Raw genomic sequence first — 20642 nt, forward strand, 5'->3', positions numbered from 1 at the left:
GAGTTGTGAAGGCTATCTATCTGAATTGACATGCAAAAATATAAATTATCATTGGGAGTGATAGATGTCAAAGCAATTTCAACGAGTTACCATGTCCGGGAAAAGTAGATAAGATCAAAGGGCTGGAGGAGTGCTTAGACGACCACGAATCATATTCACTGAAGTCCCTTTACACATCATCCAGGGTGGCAATAATCGTCAAGCCTGTTTTTTTGATGGTGAAGCCTATTAAACCAATCTCGATTGGTTACAGCAATATTCCCGTAAATCAGGCTGTGCCATACACGCATATATCGTGATGACGAATCATGTCCACCTTCTGCGGTCCTGCACTATTTAAGAGATAAATTAATTGACACGAAGGCCCATTTCAGATTTATTAGAACGAACGTTCGTTTTAAAGGAGAGGGAGCAGCTATGTCAGGCAAAACACAGGAGCGGCGGGGATTGATACTGTCAACCGCTTTGAGGCTATTTTTTGAGCGGGGATATTTCAATACTTCCGTTCATGATATCCAAAAAGAGGCCGGAGTCAGTATCGGTTCTATCTACCATCATTTTGGAAATAAAGAGTCAATCGCCAAAGAGTTGTTTCAGGAAATTGAAACAAGCATGACGAGGGTTCTTACTGAGATTATGGAGATTCATGAAACCGCTCACGACCGTTGCAGGAGTGTGGTGCAGTATCTCTTTGACGAGACAGAAACGAACAGGGCTGAAATGCATTACATGTTGTACGCAAAACACCAGGAGTTTATGCCTGGGGAAAAACCAGTCTGTTCGTCCCGTCCCTTTACCCTGATGAAACAGATGGTGATTGAAGGAATTGACGCGGGACATATCAGACCGGTCGACCCGAACGTGGCTGCAGTGACCCTTTTTGGTGGGGCCATTCGTCTGATCTTCTTGCGTTTGGATGGTGTCCTCGAAAGACCGCTTCCCGACTATCTGGAAGAATGTTGGGAGTGTGCCTGGAGGGGTGTGGCAAAGTAGCAATTTTTTTTTCATAAGTATTAGAACGAACATTCGTTCTAAAGGAGCTGGCAATGAAATGTATTAGAGCTTTCAACGTATTTATAGCATCTTGCGTGTTGATGTTTTTAGTGAACGGAGTTGCGGTGGCAGGTGACGTGAACGATCAGGATGCCTTGAGCGGCCTGACGGAAACTAAAACTCTCTTTGATATCAATGTCAGCGAAGCTTCCAAGCTCGCGTTATACCTTGATGTCATAAATATGACCTACGATGATCTGCTCAGGCAGGGCAGGACCGCTGATTTTGTTATAGCATTTCGGGGGGCCTCTGTCCGTTTGGTTACCACTGAAAACTGGTCGTTTTCGGATCAGGATCAGGAGCTGTTGAAAAAATCGGCTAAGCTCCTGGCTGAATTGCAAAAGAGGGGAGTAAAGATTGAAGCGTGTGCCATCGCTATCAACCTGTTCAAGGTGGATGCGGATACTCTGCTGGATGGGGTCAAGGTTGTAGGGAACACGTTCGTTTCCCTGACCGGTTACCAGAATAAAGGTTATGCGCTGGTACCGATTCAGTGAGGGAAGGAATTATGAAATATTACGGTATATTCAACGGAACCAGCAGCAGGAATAGAGTGTTGGTCGTATGGTTGCTACTGATCGTCCTGCTTGTCTCCGGTTGCTCAATGCATGCCGCAGGGGGTGATACTCTTGTGCTTCAGCAGGGTGATGATACCTTCCTTGACCAGAAGCATGGCGTGGAGTGGCGTCTGGAGCGGTCCGGCTACTTCAAAACAGCAGAGGATGTGGAGCATTATCTGCAAGGCTTAAATAAGGAGGAGGGCAAGCAGTGGCGCCTGCCGACAAAACAAGAACTGTCTGATCTGTTCTCCAGCTTCGATTTGAAGTTAAACGGAGAAGTCAAAATACAGCTTGAGGGAAGATACTGGCTGCAAGATGATGGCAAAGATTATGTGGGCTCCTGGCAAATCGGCGACCAGTGCGGCCCTTCACGCAGCTTTTATCGAGAGAAATCCGGCTATGTCCGGGCCGTTCGAGACATGCAGTAATAATTCTCAGATACCGGGAGCCTGTCGGACTATGGCGGTTTTCACTCAAATCGAGGCATCGAAGGAAAAATAAGCTGAGCCATGTGTCTGATATTACCAATATTGATTTTCCTTCGATAACGATGAGTTGGTTGAAAAGGGCTTAGTCCGACAGGCCCCCAGCAGTCACTTGAGTCGGTTCAGTGAGTAATGGAAGAGAAACATATACCTCTTTAAAGAAAATCTGGATGCGGCAAAACGTATGTTGCCACTCAAGACCTGACCCGGGAATTACCGTACAAAAAGCCGCGATCCTAATATTTTTTGGATCGCGGCTTTTGGTGGTTTAAAATATGTGGTTATAGCTGAGCTAGCTTACCTAGAGGCCAAAGCTGACGTCTTCGCTCCTATAGAAGCGAGGCGTTGATTGCTTCGCAGTAGCTTAAAATTTCAATCCGCTCTCATTTGTTTGCTAAAGTTCTGTTGAGGATGGCGCTTTTTGTTTGTGGCAAGTTGGAAAACGTGGCCTGGCCAGGATTTACTTTCACAAACTCCCTGATTCCTCTTTGCTGAAAAGGCTAAAAAAAGAATATTTCAAAACTTTTTAGTTCCCAGATACGCTTCAATATCAACTTCATCAATCTGTTCCGGGTCCAAAAATGTTCGTGCATATTTGAGGTAGATGCCGCTTTCAAGAAATAGCCTGAACAAGTTGCCATCCAGATGGTTGTTTTTCGCCATTGTGGTCATGATTTCTATCGCCTCCCTCAGGGATTTTGCTTTTTTATAGGGACGATCGGAGGCGGTTAAAGCCTCGAAGACATCTGCTATGGCAACGATTCTACCAGGAATTGAGATCTGGTCTGCACTGAGTTTGCGGGGGTAGCCGGTGCCATTGAGGGTCTCGTGGTGCGTTCCGGCATATTCGGGGATTCTTTTCATATTTTCGGGGAAGGGAAGGGTCTCAAGCATGTTGATGGTGGTGATGATATGTTCGTTGATCTTATACCGGTCTTCTGCGGTGAGGGTACCTTTTGAGACGCAGAGGTTGTAAATTTCGCCGAGATTATACAGATGCTTGAGCGGTTGCATGGCAAAATCCGATGATGAGCCGCCTATTCCTTTTTGCTTAGGATGCTCGACAATATGCTCAGGCCGGTCGGCCAGAAGAGGTTCCTCGCATGGCAGTGTTGGCTCCTTGGTTGGGAAACGGTCAAGTTCGAGCCGACCAAGGCCGAGCCGGTCGCTGAAATGCCGTATCCAGGTCTGTTTGGCAATTTGATGGACCCTTTCAACCTTTTCCTGAGCCATGAACTCTCCGCCAAGGTTGCATTCGGCTATAAAGCGAAAATCGTTTTTAAGTTCTTGCTGCCTTGCGGCGAGCTTTTCTCGAAGTGCTGCTTCGTCAATGTCTTCTCCTTGTGCCAACTCCCTCCAATACCCGATTTCGGCATCCCGCAGCAGGACCTCAAAGCGCATTCGAACTTCATGGATTCGGTTATAAATAGTTTCCAGCTTAGTGGCTTTGTCGACAATGTGTTCAGGAGTGATGACTTTGCCGCAGTCGTGCAGCCAGGCGGCGGTCCGGAACTCTCGCCACTCGTCGTCTGTTTCCAGGGAAAATCCGGCAAAGCGCCCTGTTGTTGACTCACTGGCTGCTTTTGCCAGCATGAGAGACAGTTCCGGCACACGGGCACAGTGTCCGCCGGTATAGGGTGATTTCTGATCGATGGCGACAGCGATCAGCCTGATGAAGGAATCCATAAGTTCCCGCAGCGATACTTCATACGCCTGTATGGCGGAGGCCATGGTGACCATGGAGCGCGACAACCCACGAATCTCTTTGATATTGCTTTCCACCATGGCCACTTCCATGTAGCGGCGCTGTTTTACCTTGTCACTCTCAACTACCAGGGCATTTATCGGCCGTACGATGATGGTGGAACAGTACCAGACTAAGGGGGCCAACAGCAGGAGCAGAATCAGGGTCATAATGAGTGAAAACCGGATCTTCTCCAGATACGGTGCCATGGCTTTCTGCACCGGTACCAGCAATCCCAAAAACTCACTTGATCCGTAGACCGATTCGATCTGTGCAACGTAACAAAAATATTCATGGCCCTTGATTTCAATAACCCGCAGTCCCCCTGCAGTCCCAAACTCTGAGGCGAGTTCGAGCAGCACAGGATGTGGTACGGTCTTGCGGACCTCTACCTTTTCATCCTGGTCCTTGCCGGTTCCGAACCATTTAGCATCCAGCTTTTCGAGATCGCTGTTGGCCAGTGAAGCCATGGCCTTTTCAAGAATCCCCGCCAGAAGTTCTTTCTCGGGCCGAACAAGAAAATGGAGTCCCTGCCCGGCAGATTCTCCGAGAGTTTGGAGTTCTTCGGGGCGACCTCCTATTTCCAGGTTTTTCAGGAAATAGGAATTGGCCAGGTATCGAACCACCGGTTCGCTGTCCAGGGTTGCATAGGCCTCTTTCGAGGAGACTGCCCGCATGGCCTCAATACTGTTTGCAACATGGAGACGCTTCACCTCCGGATGATTTTCTGCCAGATAGGTGTCAGTGGCCCACCCTTTGGGAATGGCGACGGTTTTGCCGGCCAGCTCTGCCAGGGAAGAGGGAATCGGGGTATCTTTCCTTACCACAAAGGCCTGGGGCATGGGCATGTATTGGCTGGTGAATACACCCATCTTTTCGCGTTCTGGATTTTTTACCAGGGAGTGCAGAAGGTCGAGCTTACCATCCTTAAACAGGGCGACCAGTTCTTCCCAGGAATAGCCGTTCACATATTCGACCCGGAAACCGGCTTTGTCGGCCAGCAGGTTCAGCAAATCGACGGAGTAGCCCTTGGGCTTGCCGCTGAGGGCAAAGTCAAAGGGGGGCCAGTTCATCTCGTTGGAAGCTTTTATTACAGGATACGAAGAGAGAAACGCCTGCTCTTCGTCATCGAGGGCAATGGAAGACCAGTCGACGCTTTTGGCACGATCTGTCGAGTATGATGCCTGGGCGATAATCTCCCCATGTTTGTCAAACATGAAGGCCTGGCTGTCAGGTAGCAGTTGCTGCTTCTGAAGAAAGTCGGACAGGCCTGCGAGGGAAATATCCACAGCCGCGACCCGCTGACCTCCGTCAATACTGGTTGCATAGGTGAGCCCTGGCGATTTGAGGCTTGAGAAGAGATAGGGCGCTGTCTTGATAATGCCAGGCGTTGTGAGGGCATCTTTAAACCATGGTCGTACCCTGGGATCATAATCGGTGTTTTCAGTTTTCTCGAAGCGGACTGAAAATGCTGAATCAAGATAGACCGTTGTTTTTTTACGAACTCCATTAACTGACGAGAACCTGAGAGCAAGCCATCTGTCGTGCTGGGCGGCGCCGAACACACCCCGGACATTGTCGCTGCTCTCAAGGTTGATAATCTCGAATAATTCCCCGGTATCGTATCCTATATACACCGCGTAGATACTCGGTGCGTTTTCCATTGCGCCGGCAAAAAGCTTGATTGCACGGAGCTCCTGTTCCGGCCCGGGAAAATTCTCGAGCTCGTAAAAATGACTGAGGACTCCAACCAGATTGACACTTTGGCTGTCGAGGGCTTTTACCCGTTCGTTAATCATCTCGGCCATGATGTGAAAGGATGACTCAGCAGCTGTCTGGGCGAGGTCTTTACTGAAATAGTGCTGTAACCCAAGAGTCAGCCCCGCTATCAGGCACGACATAAAGAGGAAGACACCAAACACGGTGGTACGGATGGATAGGGTTTTCCGAACTTTATGCTCAGCCATATGGTCACAATTTCAGCTTACTGAAGCCGCTCTCTCTGCTTCGGGCCTGTTTCGGCTCAGTCAATCTGAGTTCCGTGAAGTAGAAGATGACAACCGGAATGAGAGACGTGTTTGAGAATATCCTTCGTCTTCATACATATTATCACTTGTAGGATATAAACAGCACCCAATCAAAGAATTAATGATCGGGTAGGGTTTTTCATTCGAGGTACTTAATGCCAGGAACGAAGGAAATATCCGGGCTGGACGGTCTGACTCCTCCATCAGTCGTAAGGCTTCTGATTTAAGTTCTTCAGGGTAGGTTTGGTAGGTCTTTCTCTTGCTGGTCACAGGAACACTTCTCGATAACTCATCGATACGTATTAAAAGTGTCCGTTAAAACGGGGGAGGTTCAAGCTGCTGGCTGAACTTGTACCAATTGCACCATCTGCTGATGACTGAAAGCGGCTGCTTCGAGTTGAAGTTACCGGAACAGGTTTCCCCATCACTGCAACGACCCAGTTACGATAATTGCACACCAGTTACAAAATTTGCGCACATGCATTCGCGGTAAGGAGCGGCCGAAACCAAACCCTACCTGCCTGAAATTCCGTGCTAACTTCAATCAGCAATAAATTTAGTGAGATACTATAGTCGATGAGGAAGGTATGTATTGTGGCATATTAATTGCTCCAATCTTGATGATTGGTGACTAAATCGCTTGGATACCATTCAAGGATTAATCATCCAAAAAGTATGAGGACTCTTTCCCGAACCGGCAAAACTGTCGCGAGACAGTGACGCAAAGCTCACGGGTCCATATCTGGTTCAAGACTGCAGTTGGTAAGGTATCGCAGATGCTATTTCGATGAAAAGGCATCATCGCTTCTACCAACAGCACATCTTTGGATGGCCGGGCTACCGAAGGAAAGGAGATCACGTTACCTCTAGTTGGGATTCAGGGGTCCTCCGAAGTTAAAGCTGCGAAGGAGGATTGTCATGTGATCCCGTATACCTGTACTCCTGATCAGCTGGATTCTCTCGATAGCAGAGAGTTTTGGCGGATCAGTCATTTCCTGGATTACCTCCATTTTACTGATTCTTGTCGCTCCTCTGTTTATCAGGTTGATTCCACAATTGGCAACCGCCTAGCAAAACAAAACGAAGGAGTCGATTCTATGTTGTACTGTTCTGCCCGAAGTGATGATATCAAAACGTCATCACCTCCCACTAGCAGCCCTAACCCCCAACCCCAGGAGACGATTTCGGAAAATACTTCCGAAATAAAGTCATTATTGTCGAGTAGTTTCGTACCAGGTCTCTTGACCCTGCTGCTCTCAATGCTGTTTACCGTATTTTTTGCTGCCAGTTTTGTAGAAGCTGCCGGAGTAGCGCAGCAAACAGCACGCCAGGCTGACCGGCAGTACGCTGAAGAGCTAACCATAAAACTGGCAAAGTTGACCAGCAACTATCATCGAGCCGGCAAGGCCGAACAGATCAAGTTGCAAAAAGAGCTGATAGGCCAGGCACGTAACCGCCAGGAGCTATTGGCTGAACTGGTGCAAACCGATCCTGCCGGTGCAATGCGGGCGGTTCTTCCGGAGACGATCCGTTCCGCCATGCCGACCGAAGTCCAGTCAATGCTTGAACAAAAAAAGGATCTGCAAGGGGAGCTGGAAGTTACATATGAGGATTATGCCGATGGCAAGCACGAATTGCGTCATGTGCTAATGACCCAAAGTGGTCGCTTCGAGTTGAAGTTGCCCGATCAGGTCATGCACTCCAATTCTATACAAAATGGTACGCAGGTACGTGCTCGAGGCTGGTTGTTTGCCCATGCCGGTGAAACCAAAGGCTCTTTGGTAGTAAACGATGCATCGGATGGCCTGGAACTGCTCGCCGATGGCGTGACCACCACAACCGCTGCAGTAACCAACTCTTCAGCAAGCTCGACGGTGCTGCCCAACACCATGGGTGAACAAAATGTGCTGGCTCTGATGGTCAATTTTCAGGACAACCAGGCACAGCCCTGGACGACCGCGGAAGCCGAACAAATCGTCTTCGGCACGGTCAACGAGTTTTATCAGGAAAACTCCAACAGCCAGACCTGGTTGGCCGGTGATGTCCATGGCTATTTTACCCTGCCCATCAATGAAACATGCGACAGCTGGGAAATCCATGTCAATGCCCAGGAAGCCGCTGAGGCCCAGGGCATTGATCTGAGTCTGTATAACCGTATGGTCTATATCTTTCCGGAAAACAGCAGTTGTGGCTGGAGCGGAAAGGGAACTCTCGGTGGCACAGTTTCCCTCGCCTGGGCCAACGGATCCCTCAGTTTACGTACCATCGGTCACGAATTAGGCCATAATTTCGGGTTACAGCACGCCGAGCAGCTTGAATGCGGCTCAGAAATCATCGGCGACAATTGCATATCAATTACCTATGGGGACAACCTTGACATCATGGGTGACTCGAACGTAACTGGTCACTTCAACACATTCAATAAGGAGTTGCTCGGCTGGTTGGCTTCGGCATCGGGAGAACTCATCACTGCAGAGAGTGAGGGAAGTTTTCTGCTGGCCCCCTATGAAAGCACCCAATCGGGAATCGCCAAAGGGCTGAGAGTGCCGCGAGGTATAGATTCCGTAACAGGAAAGCAACTCTGGTATTACCTTGAATATCGTCAGGCCCTGGGTTTTGACAGTTTTCTCAGTGACAAGCCAGGAATTACCAATGGCGTGGTGCTTCGACTGGCCACCGAGGCGGAAACCGCAAGTAGCCAACTGCTGGATATGACACCAGCTAGCTCCAGATATGATTTAGATGACGCTTCGTTGGCAGTCGGCAGCAGTTACACTGATCTGGATGCCGGTGTGACCATCACCACGGAGTGGGCGGATGCCACTGGCACCTCAGTAAATATCAGCTTTGCTGAACAGATTTGTATTCCAACCAGCCCTGCATTGACAATAACCCCTGCTGAAAGCGCCTGGGTTGAAGCGGGCAGCACTGTCGCCTATACTGCCACTGTCACCAATCACGACAGCATTGGCTGTGTTGCATCAGACTTCACCGTGACGGCTGATCTGCCCGCCGGCTGGTCTGCCGACAGCGCCAGCCTGAACCTTGAGCCGGGCGCGAGCGGCACGGTCACCATCAACGTGACCTCCCCCCCTGGTACCGACAATGGATTTTACGATATCACTCTCGGTGCTACCAACAACACCAACAGCGCATACCAACAAACTGGTACAGTGACCTATGTGGTGGATTCACCGGCCCCGGTTTGTGAGGCCGCTAACCCGCAACTGTCAGTATCCATCCCCGACGGGGAACCGGTTGAGGCCGGTACCGGCGTCAGCTACCGGGTCACCATAACCAATCAGAATAGCAATGACTGCGATCCCGCTATCTTTCAGGTTGCGGCCGCTGTGCCGGCGAACTGGAGCAACACTGGCGGAAGTGTCAGCCTGGCCCCTGGCAAAAGTGGTGAAGTCGATGTCGTCGTGACTTCAGCTGCCGATGCAACCGACGGTGCCTACCCCATCGCCATCAGAGCTGCAAATATCGCAGATAATAATTATTACGCTGAAGGCACGGCCAGTTACACCGTGAAAGGGCCCGTTGCGGTATGTGAACCCGCCAATCCGCTGCTTATACTGTCGATAAACAGTAGCGAGGAAGTTGAGGCGGGAACCACAGTCCAGTACAGCGGGACCTTGACCAATCAGAACAGCAGTGATTGCGTGGATTCTGACTTTGAAGTATCCGCCACAGTACCAAACAGCTGGAGCGCAAGCAGCCAGAGTCTCACCCTGGCACCGGGTGCCAGCGCACCGATAGCTGTGAGTGTCACCTCGGCTCCTGGGGCCCAAGAGGGTGTGTATTCCATCTCTATCAAAGCGGAAAATACAACCGATACTTCTCATGCTGCCAGCACAACGGCGAGCTATGTTGTTGCCGGCCCGGTTAACACTGCGCCCCGGGTGGTGGATGATAGTGTAAGCCTGTCGTCGAAAAATGCCATCATCATCAATGTGCTGGCCAATGACTCCGACCCGGATGGGGATACCCTTTCCGTTGTCCAGGTAACCCAGGGGAGTAAGGGCAGCGTACAGATAAATGCCGACGGCAGCCTTCTATACACCCCGGCGAAGAACTTCAAGGGCAGCGACAGCTTCAGCTATACTGCAAGCGACGGTTACAGCAGCGCCACCGCGATAGTGGAGGTAACCCTGACGGATTCGGGAGGCGGCAAAGGCAAGACGAACAAATAAATGACCACACAGACAGACGATAAACCAAACTGGTAGTGAATCGACCTCCTTGAAACAAGACAGGGGCAGCCCCCAACTCTCTGGGCTGCCCCTGTTGTATGTATGCCGGTTCATACCTCCTCTAGCGGCATCAACTATTCAGGTTGAAAATCATTACTCTACCGTAAAGACCTCAATGCCAATCGTCTCAGTGACAGGTATGCTACCAACATCCCCATCGTCCAGGGTAACAGCCACCCCGTCGAGACCAAGCGCTGAGAAGTTGACATCTGCGTCCGCAGGCAGGAAGCCTGGATACAGCTTGATGGTAAAGGCACACTCGTAGGTATCACCAGCGGCGATAACGGTGTTTGCAGCACAGAACTCATAGGGACCATCACCAGTATCGTAACTGTATGTGTAGGTCTCATCCAAAATCTCAAATCCTGCTGCTACACTGCCAGCTCCGTCGACCAGATTGGTGTTCTTGATGGTCAGCGTGGTAATGGTTGCATCATCCACACCACCGTTGGTCAGGCGGAGAAACGCTCTGGCTTTTATCGCAAATTCAGGTGTGATATCCAGAGGAGCGTTCAGGAAGGTGACAGTTTCATCGTCACTGGCCATTACATCCTGGCCATCCTCGTCCTGCCCATAGATAGTGGCAAGGTTTTCATATATATCACCGGCATTACCCTGCAACTGCATAGGGATCTCACAGCTGGCACAATCACCCGGAGAGAGGGTAAAACCTAACAACGGTGTCGGCGTGATTGCCCCACCATTCAGCGTGTCGACCGAACAATCAGCAGTCAAATCCATAAAGTTGCCGGATTCTGGCGGCGCCTCGTCTATCAGGCTGCTGAAAGTGACATCATCCACCCCTGCTGCATTGACGCAGAACTCAAAGGTATAGTCAACATCACGGAAAAGGTTCGGATCATCACCTGTCTCCAGCACCTCGGTCGGATCGGCGGTTTTGGTCAGCGTGATGTTGGAAGGAACATCGTTAATGTTGACCGTGGCCATATCCGTAGCCGTTGCCTCGTCGTTTTCATTGTCAATTGCTTTGGCAGTGACGGTGTTGTTATGTACATCGCCCGCGTTCCCCGCAATAAAGGCCGTAAAGCTACAACTATACGGGCTGCCGAGGAAAAGGTCTCCGCCGGTGGCACAGGTGCTACCGGGATATGCTGTCAGGTCACCAAAGTCGGTATCGGACAGCTCGGTGATGACGAGCGGATCATCGTAGCTGCCGGAGGTGGAGGTCACGACGACATCAAAGGTGACATTGCCGCCCGGCTCCAGGACCTCAGTGGTACTCGGAGTCTTGGTCACGGTGATACTGGGTGATTGATTGGTCAGGCTCACCTCTTTCTCATTGCTGCAGTTCCCTGTCGCCGCAGAAGAGCAGTCATTGTTTCCGACCGGGGCGCCGTTCTCATCGAAAACTTTAACTTGGACAAAGTCCTGAAACAGTTCGGGATCAGGGATATCCGGCAGGTCGTCATCTGAAATCCTGATCACGAAGTCACAGGTCACCCCCAGGTGTCCAGGTGGGATCTCAAGACCGGGACCGGTCAAGTCTAGCTGATCATCACATGTGGTTCCCGAGACATCCAGAAGCTGCCAGTAGGACTGGGTCAAGCCAACGTCACTATTGCCCGGACCGACTCCATTGCCGTTATTCAGCGCAAAGGTGTAGGGCCCATCGCTATTGGTGCTTGAGGAGACGATGTCGTACAGCCCTTTGATAAAGATACTGGAGGCTGTCGTTGCCGCGGGCTTGATGGTAATTGTATAGACGAAATCTTGATAAGGTTCAGTACCGGTAAGCGGAGTAACCGTTTTGGTGATTATGGGCGGTTCCGGTGCAATGAACACAGGAATGTTGAAGGTGTCGCACTTACACTTTGACTTGGTGTTGGGAATCTGGCCGTAATAAAGAGCCGGAGTATTAACATCACCAGTACAGTTGTCACGCTCCTGATTGTCCCATGCGGCGCAATAGGTGAAGTCGGCTTGTTGGTCACCGTCTTCATCCACGCAGAACATGGTGATGGTTTCATCTTCCAGTGTGTATTCATCCGTCCCGGAGGCCTTGGTGATATCGCTGCATTGGTCCGAATCCAGGTCGGCCTCTACAGGAGCACCTTCAATGTCCCAGGCGTTAGGTAACACGATACTGCAGTTAGGATCATTATTTTGCACCACCTGCGGGCTTTGTTCGGTCAGCGGCAAATAGAAGGTGGTGTCCCAGCGCTCGTTGGCGTTGGTGCGAATAGTGATATCCGCATTTAATGGAAATGTCTCCCCCAGTGTACACTGAACTGGATCATAGTCGGGGTTTGTAGAACCGTCCGGTAACGTTGCCCGGTCGCCGTCCGCATCAATCGGTATTACCCGGGTAATCTCCACATCGTTGGCGGTACAGTTCAACTTACCTTGAGACAGCGAATTACCTGCAAGCACATAGGCATCCGCCATACAGAGTTCTTGGTCCAGGCCGGGAAAGATGCCAGCGCCGGCCGGTGTCGTGCCAACCAGGACATACAATGGCACGATAAAGATAGTGAGAAGAAACAAAAACACAAATTTTAGCTTGCACATATTACTCCCTCCATTTTCTATCACATTTTAGCCTCAAAAGACTCCTGCCATCAGCATCACCTCCTTGTCCTTTTGAATTATCTAACCCGAATATTTCATGGGAATCGGCTGAATTGTTTGTTTATATTGTATGATATCTGACACATACGCCCTTGGTTGTCGTTGTTTTCAGAGTGGCACTTTGTCCCCTTCAGCCGAAGTATGATTTTCGCCCTTCGGGCACCTGAAAAATTCAGGCACAACAGAAAAGGGTTTTGTCCAACTATTTGGAAATACGGTTAAAGTGATTCGTTGCATTTTCTCTGATTCCAGCTGTTATTTATAGCCCTTCAGTCGATTGTCATTTCTTGATATCTCAGTATAGGCGGTATGGCGCAACAAAAACAAACAGTGATTGCTGATCTACTACATCTGTCCAGGAGGGCACATGGGTAGTAAGCCGAATGTGCTATAATAACTGATGTAAAATAGGATAATTGCCGATTTTGCTGAAGGTGATTTTATAGCCCTATTTTTTTTTCGCGGCTGAAAGTGTACCTTGCCAGTTTGGTGCACTTGACATGAGATTTTCCCAAAGCTCTTTTGCTCGAAGATTGACGCAACAATACGCTGAGCAGGTTGCTCTTAATCAGAGGCTATTGGGGGAGTCGGGACAAGGAACCGGAACTCTGACGAGATTGAGCCGATTGAGCATGAATGCGATTGGTGTAAGTATTTGTCTCTTCTTTATCGGGGGGGTTATATCTTTAACGTTTAGGATGACGCTATCGGCATCATTGGCAGCACCGATGGACCGATGGTGATTTATCTGGATTGGGCCCTTTATCGACCGCTGGTTAGCTTGGCGATTCTTTCAGGTGTGGTCTTTGCCTTGATCTTTTTATATATAATATTGTTTGGATACAGCTCTACAACGAAGTTGAAGATAGTAAGAAATAAATTATGGATGGCCTGCGCTTCTCTTATCCTCATTAAACAGAAGAAGAATATTCATGCTCTATGCAAGACAACACAATTTCGGACCTGTTCAAGGTTTTGAAGTGGGCATTGCCCCGGCGGGAAAGCTGATAAAATCCGCATATGTTTATCAAATTGACTCATTCCTCATTGATACCGGTCCCCATCATCTGCGAAAGAAAATAGGATTGATGATTAACAGCAGTGCTGTCGCCTCCATCCTGTTGACCCATCACCACGAGGATCACAGCGGCAACGCCGCCTTCCTGAAAAGCCGGACCGGGGCTCCTGTCTACCTGCACCCGTACGGGGCGGCAAAGGTGTTGAAGGGCTTCAATATTCTGCCCTACCAGCATATCCTTTTTGGCAAGGCTCAGCGCTTTCAGGCAGAGTTTTGCCCGGAGGTCGTAGAAGGTGAAAAAATAACCCTTAAAGCACTGCACACACCGGGGCATAGTAAGGATCATACTGTTTTTCATGTGGAAGAGGAGGGATGGCTCTTTTCTGGCGATCTCTTTGTCGGTGAAAAAATCCAGTTTTTCAGGGTTGATGAAAAAATTGACCAGCAGATTGCATCGTTACGAAAAATAGCAGACCTGGATTTCGAAACACTCTTTTGTGGCCATCGCCCGAAAATGAAAAATGGCCTTAAGCTCATAAGGCGAAAAATCGATTATCTCGAAAGCTTTCAGCAGCAAGTCACTGACTTTTATCAAAAGGGGCTTGAAGAAAAAGAGATTATACAGCAGTTACGCGATAAAAATGATCTGCCGGTCAGGCTTTTCACTATGGGCAATGCCAGTTTCGGGCATATGGTCAGGTCATCTCTGAATACAATACCTGACTACCGGCAGACTCGCTAACCCCTCCACGATCCGGCGCTGCCACTCTGGTTATCATAGTTTTACTGAGCCAGGAGACTGTCGGACTATTGCGATTTTCACTCAAATCGAGGCATCGAAAGAAAATTAAGCGGAGCCATATACATAATATCGAAGTCTCACTTCGTTCGCTTATCTGTGAGCATTAATTTTTTTTCGATAACGATGAGTTGGCTGAAAAGAGCTTAGTCCGACAGACTCCTGGAGCTACATCTGGAACGCTACCTCATCGATTACGGCTGTCTTGCTGTTTATGTGTCTGCTATTCAGGGAAAATTCCTCTTGCTCACAATGTGAATCAAAAATTGATATTGGCTGTAGCAGAGCTGTTACAGTGCACACGTTTGACAGGCCAGTGTTTCTTCTGCTATCGGTATGTTATTAGGTGGCGCATTCTTGGGGGAGAAACCTCACCACGGGTAAACGAAGGAGCAAACCATGAAAAAGGACTTGAAAAAGTTGCTGGCAGGTCTTGGGGTGGCGGGTCTGATCGGCGCAGGCGGGGTAACCCTGCCGGGACATGTTGCCGGTAGTGGTTGAGGCGGTTCCAGCGGCACAGGTGGTGCCGATGCAGAAAAGCCTGCAGGGACCAGTGGCTGAAGCGGTCAGACTGAAGGCGCCGTGAGCGCTGAAGAAAAGACCGAAGAAACGGTTGAAAAGGGTAAGCAGGCAGCGGAAGACATGGAGAAAGAGGGTGAGGAAAAAGTAGAAGAGGGTAGTGAAGAGGTTCTGCCCAAGAAAACCGGATCGAGTGGTTGAAGCGGCTGATACAACGTACGGTCGTACGGTAATCGTAAGGGATTGTATACGGGGAATGCCGATATTTCAGAGAGTGGTATCGGCATTTCTCTTTGTCATCTGAGACGCCATTATAAAAGCCTGAATTTAACGTAAAGGACCTCCGGAAACTGTGAAAACCAACATTGCCGAGCTACCCGTAACAGCGTCGTACCTTCCAAAGGTATTTGCCCGGACGGAAAACTATGACAGGGTTGAGTCACTGCTTAAGGCGATCAGGGATATCGAACAGGCAGGCCAGATTACGTTGCATCCGTTCATCTTTGATCTGGCCAGGTTGGAGTGGACACTCCACAAGGTGGACCGCGAGCATAACCCTGGTCCGGAACACCAGCATTGCCCTGAAGTGAATCCGACCCTTGAAATCCTGTCCTCAGCCTGGAGTGGGTTGTCTGAAATGCTTGCTGGCAATCGAACTTCTGTTCAGCCTGGTGAGGGGTATGTTGCAGTGTTCAGACCCTATGGTGAGCAAAGAGCTTGCGCTCTGAAGATAACGGGTCACGATCTGCTGGCAATCAAGCTTGTTGCCGAAGACCTCGACAAAAGAGAGGTTGCACAAGAGGGTGGCACATCGGTTGCCGTGGTTGAGAACATTCTGGCAGAGGCCCGGGATAAGGGCTTGATTCATCTGCCGCGGCCTCTGATTAAAAGGGATGGGGAGATCTTCAAGGCTGAGGATGAGGCTCAATCACAAAACGGGCTATACGCTGAAATATTTACCCTGCAATGGCATGTAACGCAAAAATGCGATTTAAGCTGCCGCCACTGTTATGATCGTAGCGGCAGGGATGAGATGACCATTGGGCAGGCAGAGAGCGTCCTGGAGCAATTTGAATCGTTTTGTGAGCACAAGAGGGTGGCCGGTCAGATAAGCTTCAGCGGCGGTAACCCGCTGCTCTATTCTCATTTTGATCATGTGTATCAAAAAGCGGCTGAAATGGGTTTTATGATAGCAATCCTTGGAAACCCTTCCCCACGCGAGCAGCTCGAAAAGTTGGTGGCGATAAAGCGGCCGGAATTTATCCAGGTGAGTCTCGAAGGGCTTAAAGAGCATAACGATTACATCAGGGGCAAAGGCCATTTCGAGAAAACGATAGATTTTCTGACCATGCTTCGTGAGGTCGGCGTGTATTCAATGGTGATGCTGACCCTGACCAGACACAATTTGAAAGAGGTGCTGCCGTTGGCAGAACTTCTTCGAGATAAGACCAATCTCTTCAACTTTAACCGTCTCTCCCCTGTGGGGGAGGGGGCGGCACTGGAGACTGTGCCCACCCATGATTACCGCGATTTCCTTGAGGAGTATATGCGTGCCGCCGGCGAAAACCCGATTATGGGCTTGAAAGATAACCTGTTCAACATCATCCGGGACGAAGACGATCTCGCCCTCACAGGTGGCTGCACAGGTTTTGGCTGCGGTGCCGCCTTCAATTTCGTCTCCCTGCTACCTGACGGTGAGGTACACGCCTGCAGGAAATTCCCGTCCCTTATCGGCAATATCCATGATTCAAGCCTTGAAGAAATCTATCATTCAGAGATGGCCGGGAAGTATCGCAATGGCTCATCCGGTTGTAACGGTTGCAGGGTCAGGAGATTTTGCGGAGGCTGTCTGGCGGTGGTTCAGGGAAGCGGGGGAGATCCCTTCATCGACATAGATCCCTATTGTTTTATCTCTGCCTGAAAAGGACTTTCAAGGCCAGGTGTGAAACGTCGAGTCAGAAAGAGGCCCTGGTTTTGCTCCAGCAAGGTTTTCAGGTGCGCCGATTCTTCCTCTACTCTTGATAACATTTTAATCTATCAAGCTATAGACATCAGTGGTCAGTACCTCATAGGTACTCAAGCATCTCATCGGTACATCCCCCCGTATACCCTTCATCACATGGTATAATGGCTAGGAGGAAATGACAGTTAAAGGGGTGAGAGTAAGATCAGACAACATGGTGAGCATAGCCAAGCCCACCCCGAAAAGAACCACACTCATGGGTTCAGGGACCTCGCGGGTTTCAACAGAGTAGACTCTTATGTTGACATCTGTTGGTGGTTGAGAGTCTGAAATCTGAACACGAAGGACATCATTCCATTCAGTGCCATTATATTCTGGTTGAACCACATATTTTTCTATTGAAGCCCCATTGATTGAAGGTCCCAGCGGACTAATTTCGGTAACAAACCTCGATCACCGGAGGATAATCCCAAACTCCATCCAGCCAGTTTCCCGGCTGCAGCGTTGTGTTGAAATCTGTTACAACTGGTAAGCTGGAAACATCATAAACTCTTATGTTCACGTCTGTTGGTGCAATTTGTTTGCTTATCTCGACGTGGGGTGCTGGACTTTAATGAAGTGACCAGACAGTGAAAGTGCGTCATGACACACTTTTGTTACCGAACAGTATATGTCAAATACAACAGAATTGACAATGTTTGGCGAAGAGAACACTGTACGAAGGTTTCTCTCTAAGCCTCTGTTTCTCAGTCGATTTTTATTGTTCCGACAACTTCAAATTCAGCTGGAGCAGGTAATTTCCGACGGACTATGATGATCTCCCCGGAAGCTGGGTAAACTCCTGAGAGTGCCGTGATGTTGACTTGATGAGTGACGAGCACAGTGACCCCTTGCAAATCCTGATTGCCCAGCCATTGTTTCAGCTGCGCCGTCTGCGCGTACCCTTTTTGATATTCACGGAAAAAGGAATTAATAGCGGGGAGTTCCACAACCTTTCCAAGTTCAAGCAACCTGGCTGTTTCCATGCACCTGCACCACTGGCTCGAAAACACACTGGCCTGCGAAATACCGTTTTGATGGAATTGTTCAGAGATTCTTTTCGCCTGTCTCCGTCCTTCGTCAGAAAGGTTGCGTTGGGTTTGACATTCACTAAGAGCAAATTCAGGGGGATCTCCCGTGCCTGGTGCAATGGCATGCCGTATAAAGGCAAAATGGTCGGGCTGCTTCAAGCTGTTCCACAACTGTCGAGTGGCCTCAGACGAAAGGCAAACCTCGGGCAATAAAATTGCCAGGATCAATAGGCAGAATGAGACTGCTCCCCTTGTTTTCTTGTTTCTCATGGTACTGTACCTCCTCTGCTTCCTCTGGTTTTCCCCTCGGTGTGAATTGATCCCGGGAGTTCAATGGAGTCGGCAACTCCAGAACACGAATTTCAGCAGGTCCTGGTCAGGCACATCAATTCAGGGCGCTTGCTATATATTATGCCACACAAATCTTTCTTCAAGGCAAGGTCGGACATCGCTTTTAAAAACAGGTTTTACTGGCTCATCAGTATGAGTTGTTCGCCAAGTCAGTGGCGGTGGCTGCTCCTCCCACATATTGAAAAATGTGGGGCTACAGCTCCCACTTTTCAATTTGAGACATTGCTTGTGAATCGTTATAATTGTTAGGCAACCTTTTGCGGTTGCCACTGTCCCCAAGCATGATCTGCTGACAGCTGTTGGGGCAGATTTATAAGGTTCCACAACTCTTCCACATTATCAGGGGAAAACAATGCTCAATTTCCACCTCACATCGGAACAACTTTCTCTCCAGAAAAAAGCACAGGAGTTTGCTCTGAAAGAAGTATTGCCAGTGGCATGGTATTACGACAAAAAGGACGAAACTCCTTTGCCCCTTATCAGGAAGGCATTTGAAGAAGGTTTTGCAGGTGCCGATATTCCAAAGGAGTATGGTGGTAAAGGATTGAGCCTGATTGATTCAGCCATTATCACTGAGGAAATCGCTGCCGCCTGTCCGGGGTTGGCAACATCGATATTCGATTCATCGCTGGGAATGGAGCCTCTGCTCCTGTCAAACAATGAGAAGGCAAAAAGGAAATATCTCCCCAAAATAGCCTGCGACTTCAAACTTGCGGCCTTCGCAACGTCCGAGCCCACCATGGGGTCTGATGTTGCGGGGATAAGCTGCCAGGCACGGCAGGATGGTAATGACTTTATCCTTAACGGGACGAAATACTGGATAACCAATGGTGGAATTGCAGATTACATCTCTGTTTTTGCCACCGTAGACTCGAAAACGCGTCACAAGGGAATCTGCGCCTTCTTTGTAGAAACTTCATGGGAAGGGGTAACGCGGGGAAGGCCTATTCCCAAGATGGGTCAACGTTGTTCAAATACGGTTGGTGTTCATTTTGAAAATGTCAGGGTCCCTGCCGAAAACGTTATCGCCCTGCCGGGAGAGGGATTTGTACTGGCTATGAAGACCTTTGCCAGGACCCGGCCAATTATCGGTTCCTTCGGGGTGGGTGCTGCCAGGGCAGCACTGGAGTATTCTCTCGATTATGTGAAAAAACGCCATGCTTTCGGCATGCCCATTGCCAACTTCCAGGCGATTCAGTTCAAACTCTCAGAGATGTTTCAGAAAGTCGAGACCTCAAGGCTTCTCACCTGGAAGGCGGCCTGGGAATCAGATCAGGGGCTGGATGGCACTGTAAGTGCTTCGACAAGTAAGCTCTATGCCTCTGAAACAGCCCTGGAGGTTGTCAATGAAGCCCTGCAGATTTTCGCAGGCTATGGATATACTGAGATGTTCCCTATTGAGAAGTTGCTGCGGGACGTCAGGTTGTTGCGGATATACGAGGGGACCAGCGAGATACAGAGAATGATTCTGGCCGATTATCTCATGAAGAAATATGAATCGAGGCAGCCCCGCCTCGAGGATCTAGCTCTTCACAGAGATCATGATCCTCTCGATCCTGACTCTGCTGTTCATAGTAAAAGGGTCTGGCGATGCAGGATTTGCGGTTACGTACATTATAATGACTCCGCCCCTGAAAAGTGCCCCTACTGCTTTTTTCCTGAAAAGGCTTTCAAGGAAATCACTACCTGACAGGCAAGGTGCGATCCTACGTACCGCATTGATAAAAGATCAGGGAAATTATTGAAGTCAGTATGTTCGACCACAGGGTTTGGGAAACACTTGAAGCATGCTTGTAAGCTAAATCGTGGTCCATTCATTTGAGTGCTGGGACTCTTCCCAGGTTCCTCCAGGCAATGGCTCTTTCCTCTAGAAGGTTCTCCAGCCAGGCCGGACCCATTTCAGGTACCGATGCGGGCAGAAGCTGGGGTAACCGTAGTGAGATTGATAGTAGTTCGACTCAGATCTCTACCATGAATTTTAAAAACCTCATTCATGATGTGCTGAGGATACCGCTTTTTTTGTTTTTGCCAGGTCAGAAATCGTGGTCTGTTCCGGGGTTCCATGTCCAGGTTGTGAATAAACTGAAAGTTGCCTTTTAAGCACTGTGCTGTAGCCTCCTCCGGAGGGAAATAGCGGGCCAGTGATGACTTTATTACACTCAGCCAATTCAACTTTCTGGAGTCATTACACGTATTATCATTACCACC

The 20642-nt window shown here is 49.4% G+C and carries 11 protein-coding genes and 1 riboswitch; of the genes, 8 read left to right on the top strand and 3 right to left on the bottom strand.

What is annotated here, in order from left to right; genetic code table 11:
• The first annotated feature begins 417 nt into the window (after positions 1–417).
• The 3 genes from ACN5NT_RS01895 to ACN5NT_RS01905 are packed head-to-tail and all read left to right on the top strand — an operon-like array spanning position 418 to position 2041.
• Positions 418–993: a TetR/AcrR family transcriptional regulator gene (locus ACN5NT_RS01895; protein WP_136797587.1), complete on the top strand. Its 576-nt coding sequence runs from the start codon at positions 418–420 to the stop codon at positions 991–993.
• 53 nt (positions 994–1046) lie between these two features.
• On the top strand, positions 1047–1550 hold the full coding sequence (locus ACN5NT_RS01900; protein WP_419174274.1) for a DsrE family protein: 504 nt from the start codon (positions 1047–1049) through the stop codon (positions 1548–1550).
• Between the two features lie 11 nt (positions 1551–1561).
• Positions 1562–2041 (top strand): hypothetical protein, encoded by a 480-nt coding sequence (locus ACN5NT_RS01905; RefSeq protein WP_419174275.1) that lies wholly within the window; start codon positions 1562–1564, stop codon positions 2039–2041.
• 573 nt (positions 2042–2614) lie between these two features.
• On the opposite strand, the gene ACN5NT_RS01910 is transcribed toward ACN5NT_RS01905, so the two are convergent.
• A complete protein-coding gene (locus tag ACN5NT_RS01910) occupies positions 2615–5809 on the bottom strand; it encodes an HD domain-containing phosphohydrolase (RefSeq protein WP_419174276.1) in 3195 nt (1064 codons plus the stop codon).
• Positions 5810–6555: 746 nt separating this feature from the next.
• A riboswitch (cyclic di-GMP riboswitch) is annotated at positions 6556–6714 on the top strand.
• A gap of 414 nt (positions 6715–7128) precedes the next feature.
• On the opposite strand from ACN5NT_RS01910, the gene ACN5NT_RS01915 reads away from it, so the two are divergent.
• A complete protein-coding gene (locus ACN5NT_RS01915; protein WP_419174277.1) occupies positions 7129–10065 on the top strand; it encodes an Ig-like domain-containing protein in 2937 nt (978 codons plus the stop codon).
• Positions 10066–10218: 153 nt separating this feature from the next.
• On the opposite strand, the gene ACN5NT_RS01920 is transcribed toward ACN5NT_RS01915, so the two are convergent.
• Positions 10219–12654 (bottom strand): hypothetical protein, encoded by a 2436-nt coding sequence (locus ACN5NT_RS01920; RefSeq protein ID WP_419174278.1) that lies wholly within the window; start codon positions 12652–12654, stop codon positions 10219–10221.
• 992 nt (positions 12655–13646) lie between these two features.
• Between ACN5NT_RS01920 and ACN5NT_RS01925 the strand changes: the two genes are divergently transcribed.
• From ACN5NT_RS01925 to sbtM, 3 genes are all read left to right on the top strand, one after another.
• Positions 13647–14474: an MBL fold metallo-hydrolase gene (locus ACN5NT_RS01925; protein WP_419174279.1), complete on the top strand. Its 828-nt coding sequence runs from the start codon at positions 13647–13649 to the stop codon at positions 14472–14474.
• A 456-nt stretch (positions 14475–14930) separates the two neighbouring features.
• The gene (gene sbtA, locus ACN5NT_RS01930) at positions 14931–15386 is read left to right on the top strand and encodes an SbtA family thio(seleno)oxazole RiPP natural product precursor (RefSeq protein WP_419174280.1); all 456 of its coding nucleotides are present in this window, start codon (positions 14931–14933) and stop codon (positions 15384–15386) included.
• 16 nt (positions 15387–15402) lie between these two features.
• Complete coding sequence (sbtM, locus tag ACN5NT_RS01935) at positions 15403–16971, top strand: thio(seleno)oxazole modification radical SAM maturase SbtM (protein WP_419174281.1); 1569 nt, start codon at positions 15403–15405, stop codon at positions 16969–16971.
• Between the two features lie 788 nt (positions 16972–17759).
• Here sbtM and ACN5NT_RS01940 read toward each other — a convergent pair.
• Positions 17760–18353 (bottom strand): histidine phosphatase family protein, encoded by a 594-nt coding sequence (locus tag ACN5NT_RS01940; protein ID WP_419174282.1) that lies wholly within the window; start codon positions 18351–18353, stop codon positions 17760–17762.
• A 433-nt stretch (positions 18354–18786) separates the two neighbouring features.
• Here ACN5NT_RS01940 and ACN5NT_RS01945 point away from each other — a divergent pair, with 433 nt between their 5' ends.
• Entirely contained in the window at positions 18787–20124 is a 1338-nt protein-coding gene (locus ACN5NT_RS01945; RefSeq protein WP_419174283.1) for an acyl-CoA dehydrogenase family protein, read from the top strand.
• Positions 20125–20642: the final 518 nt, after the last annotated feature.

Source organism: Desulfosediminicola sp. (assembly GCF_048381775.1).
In the GTDB taxonomy this organism is placed as follows: Bacteria; Desulfobacterota; Desulfobulbia; order Desulfobulbales; family Desulfocapsaceae; genus Desulfopila; species Desulfopila ganghwensis.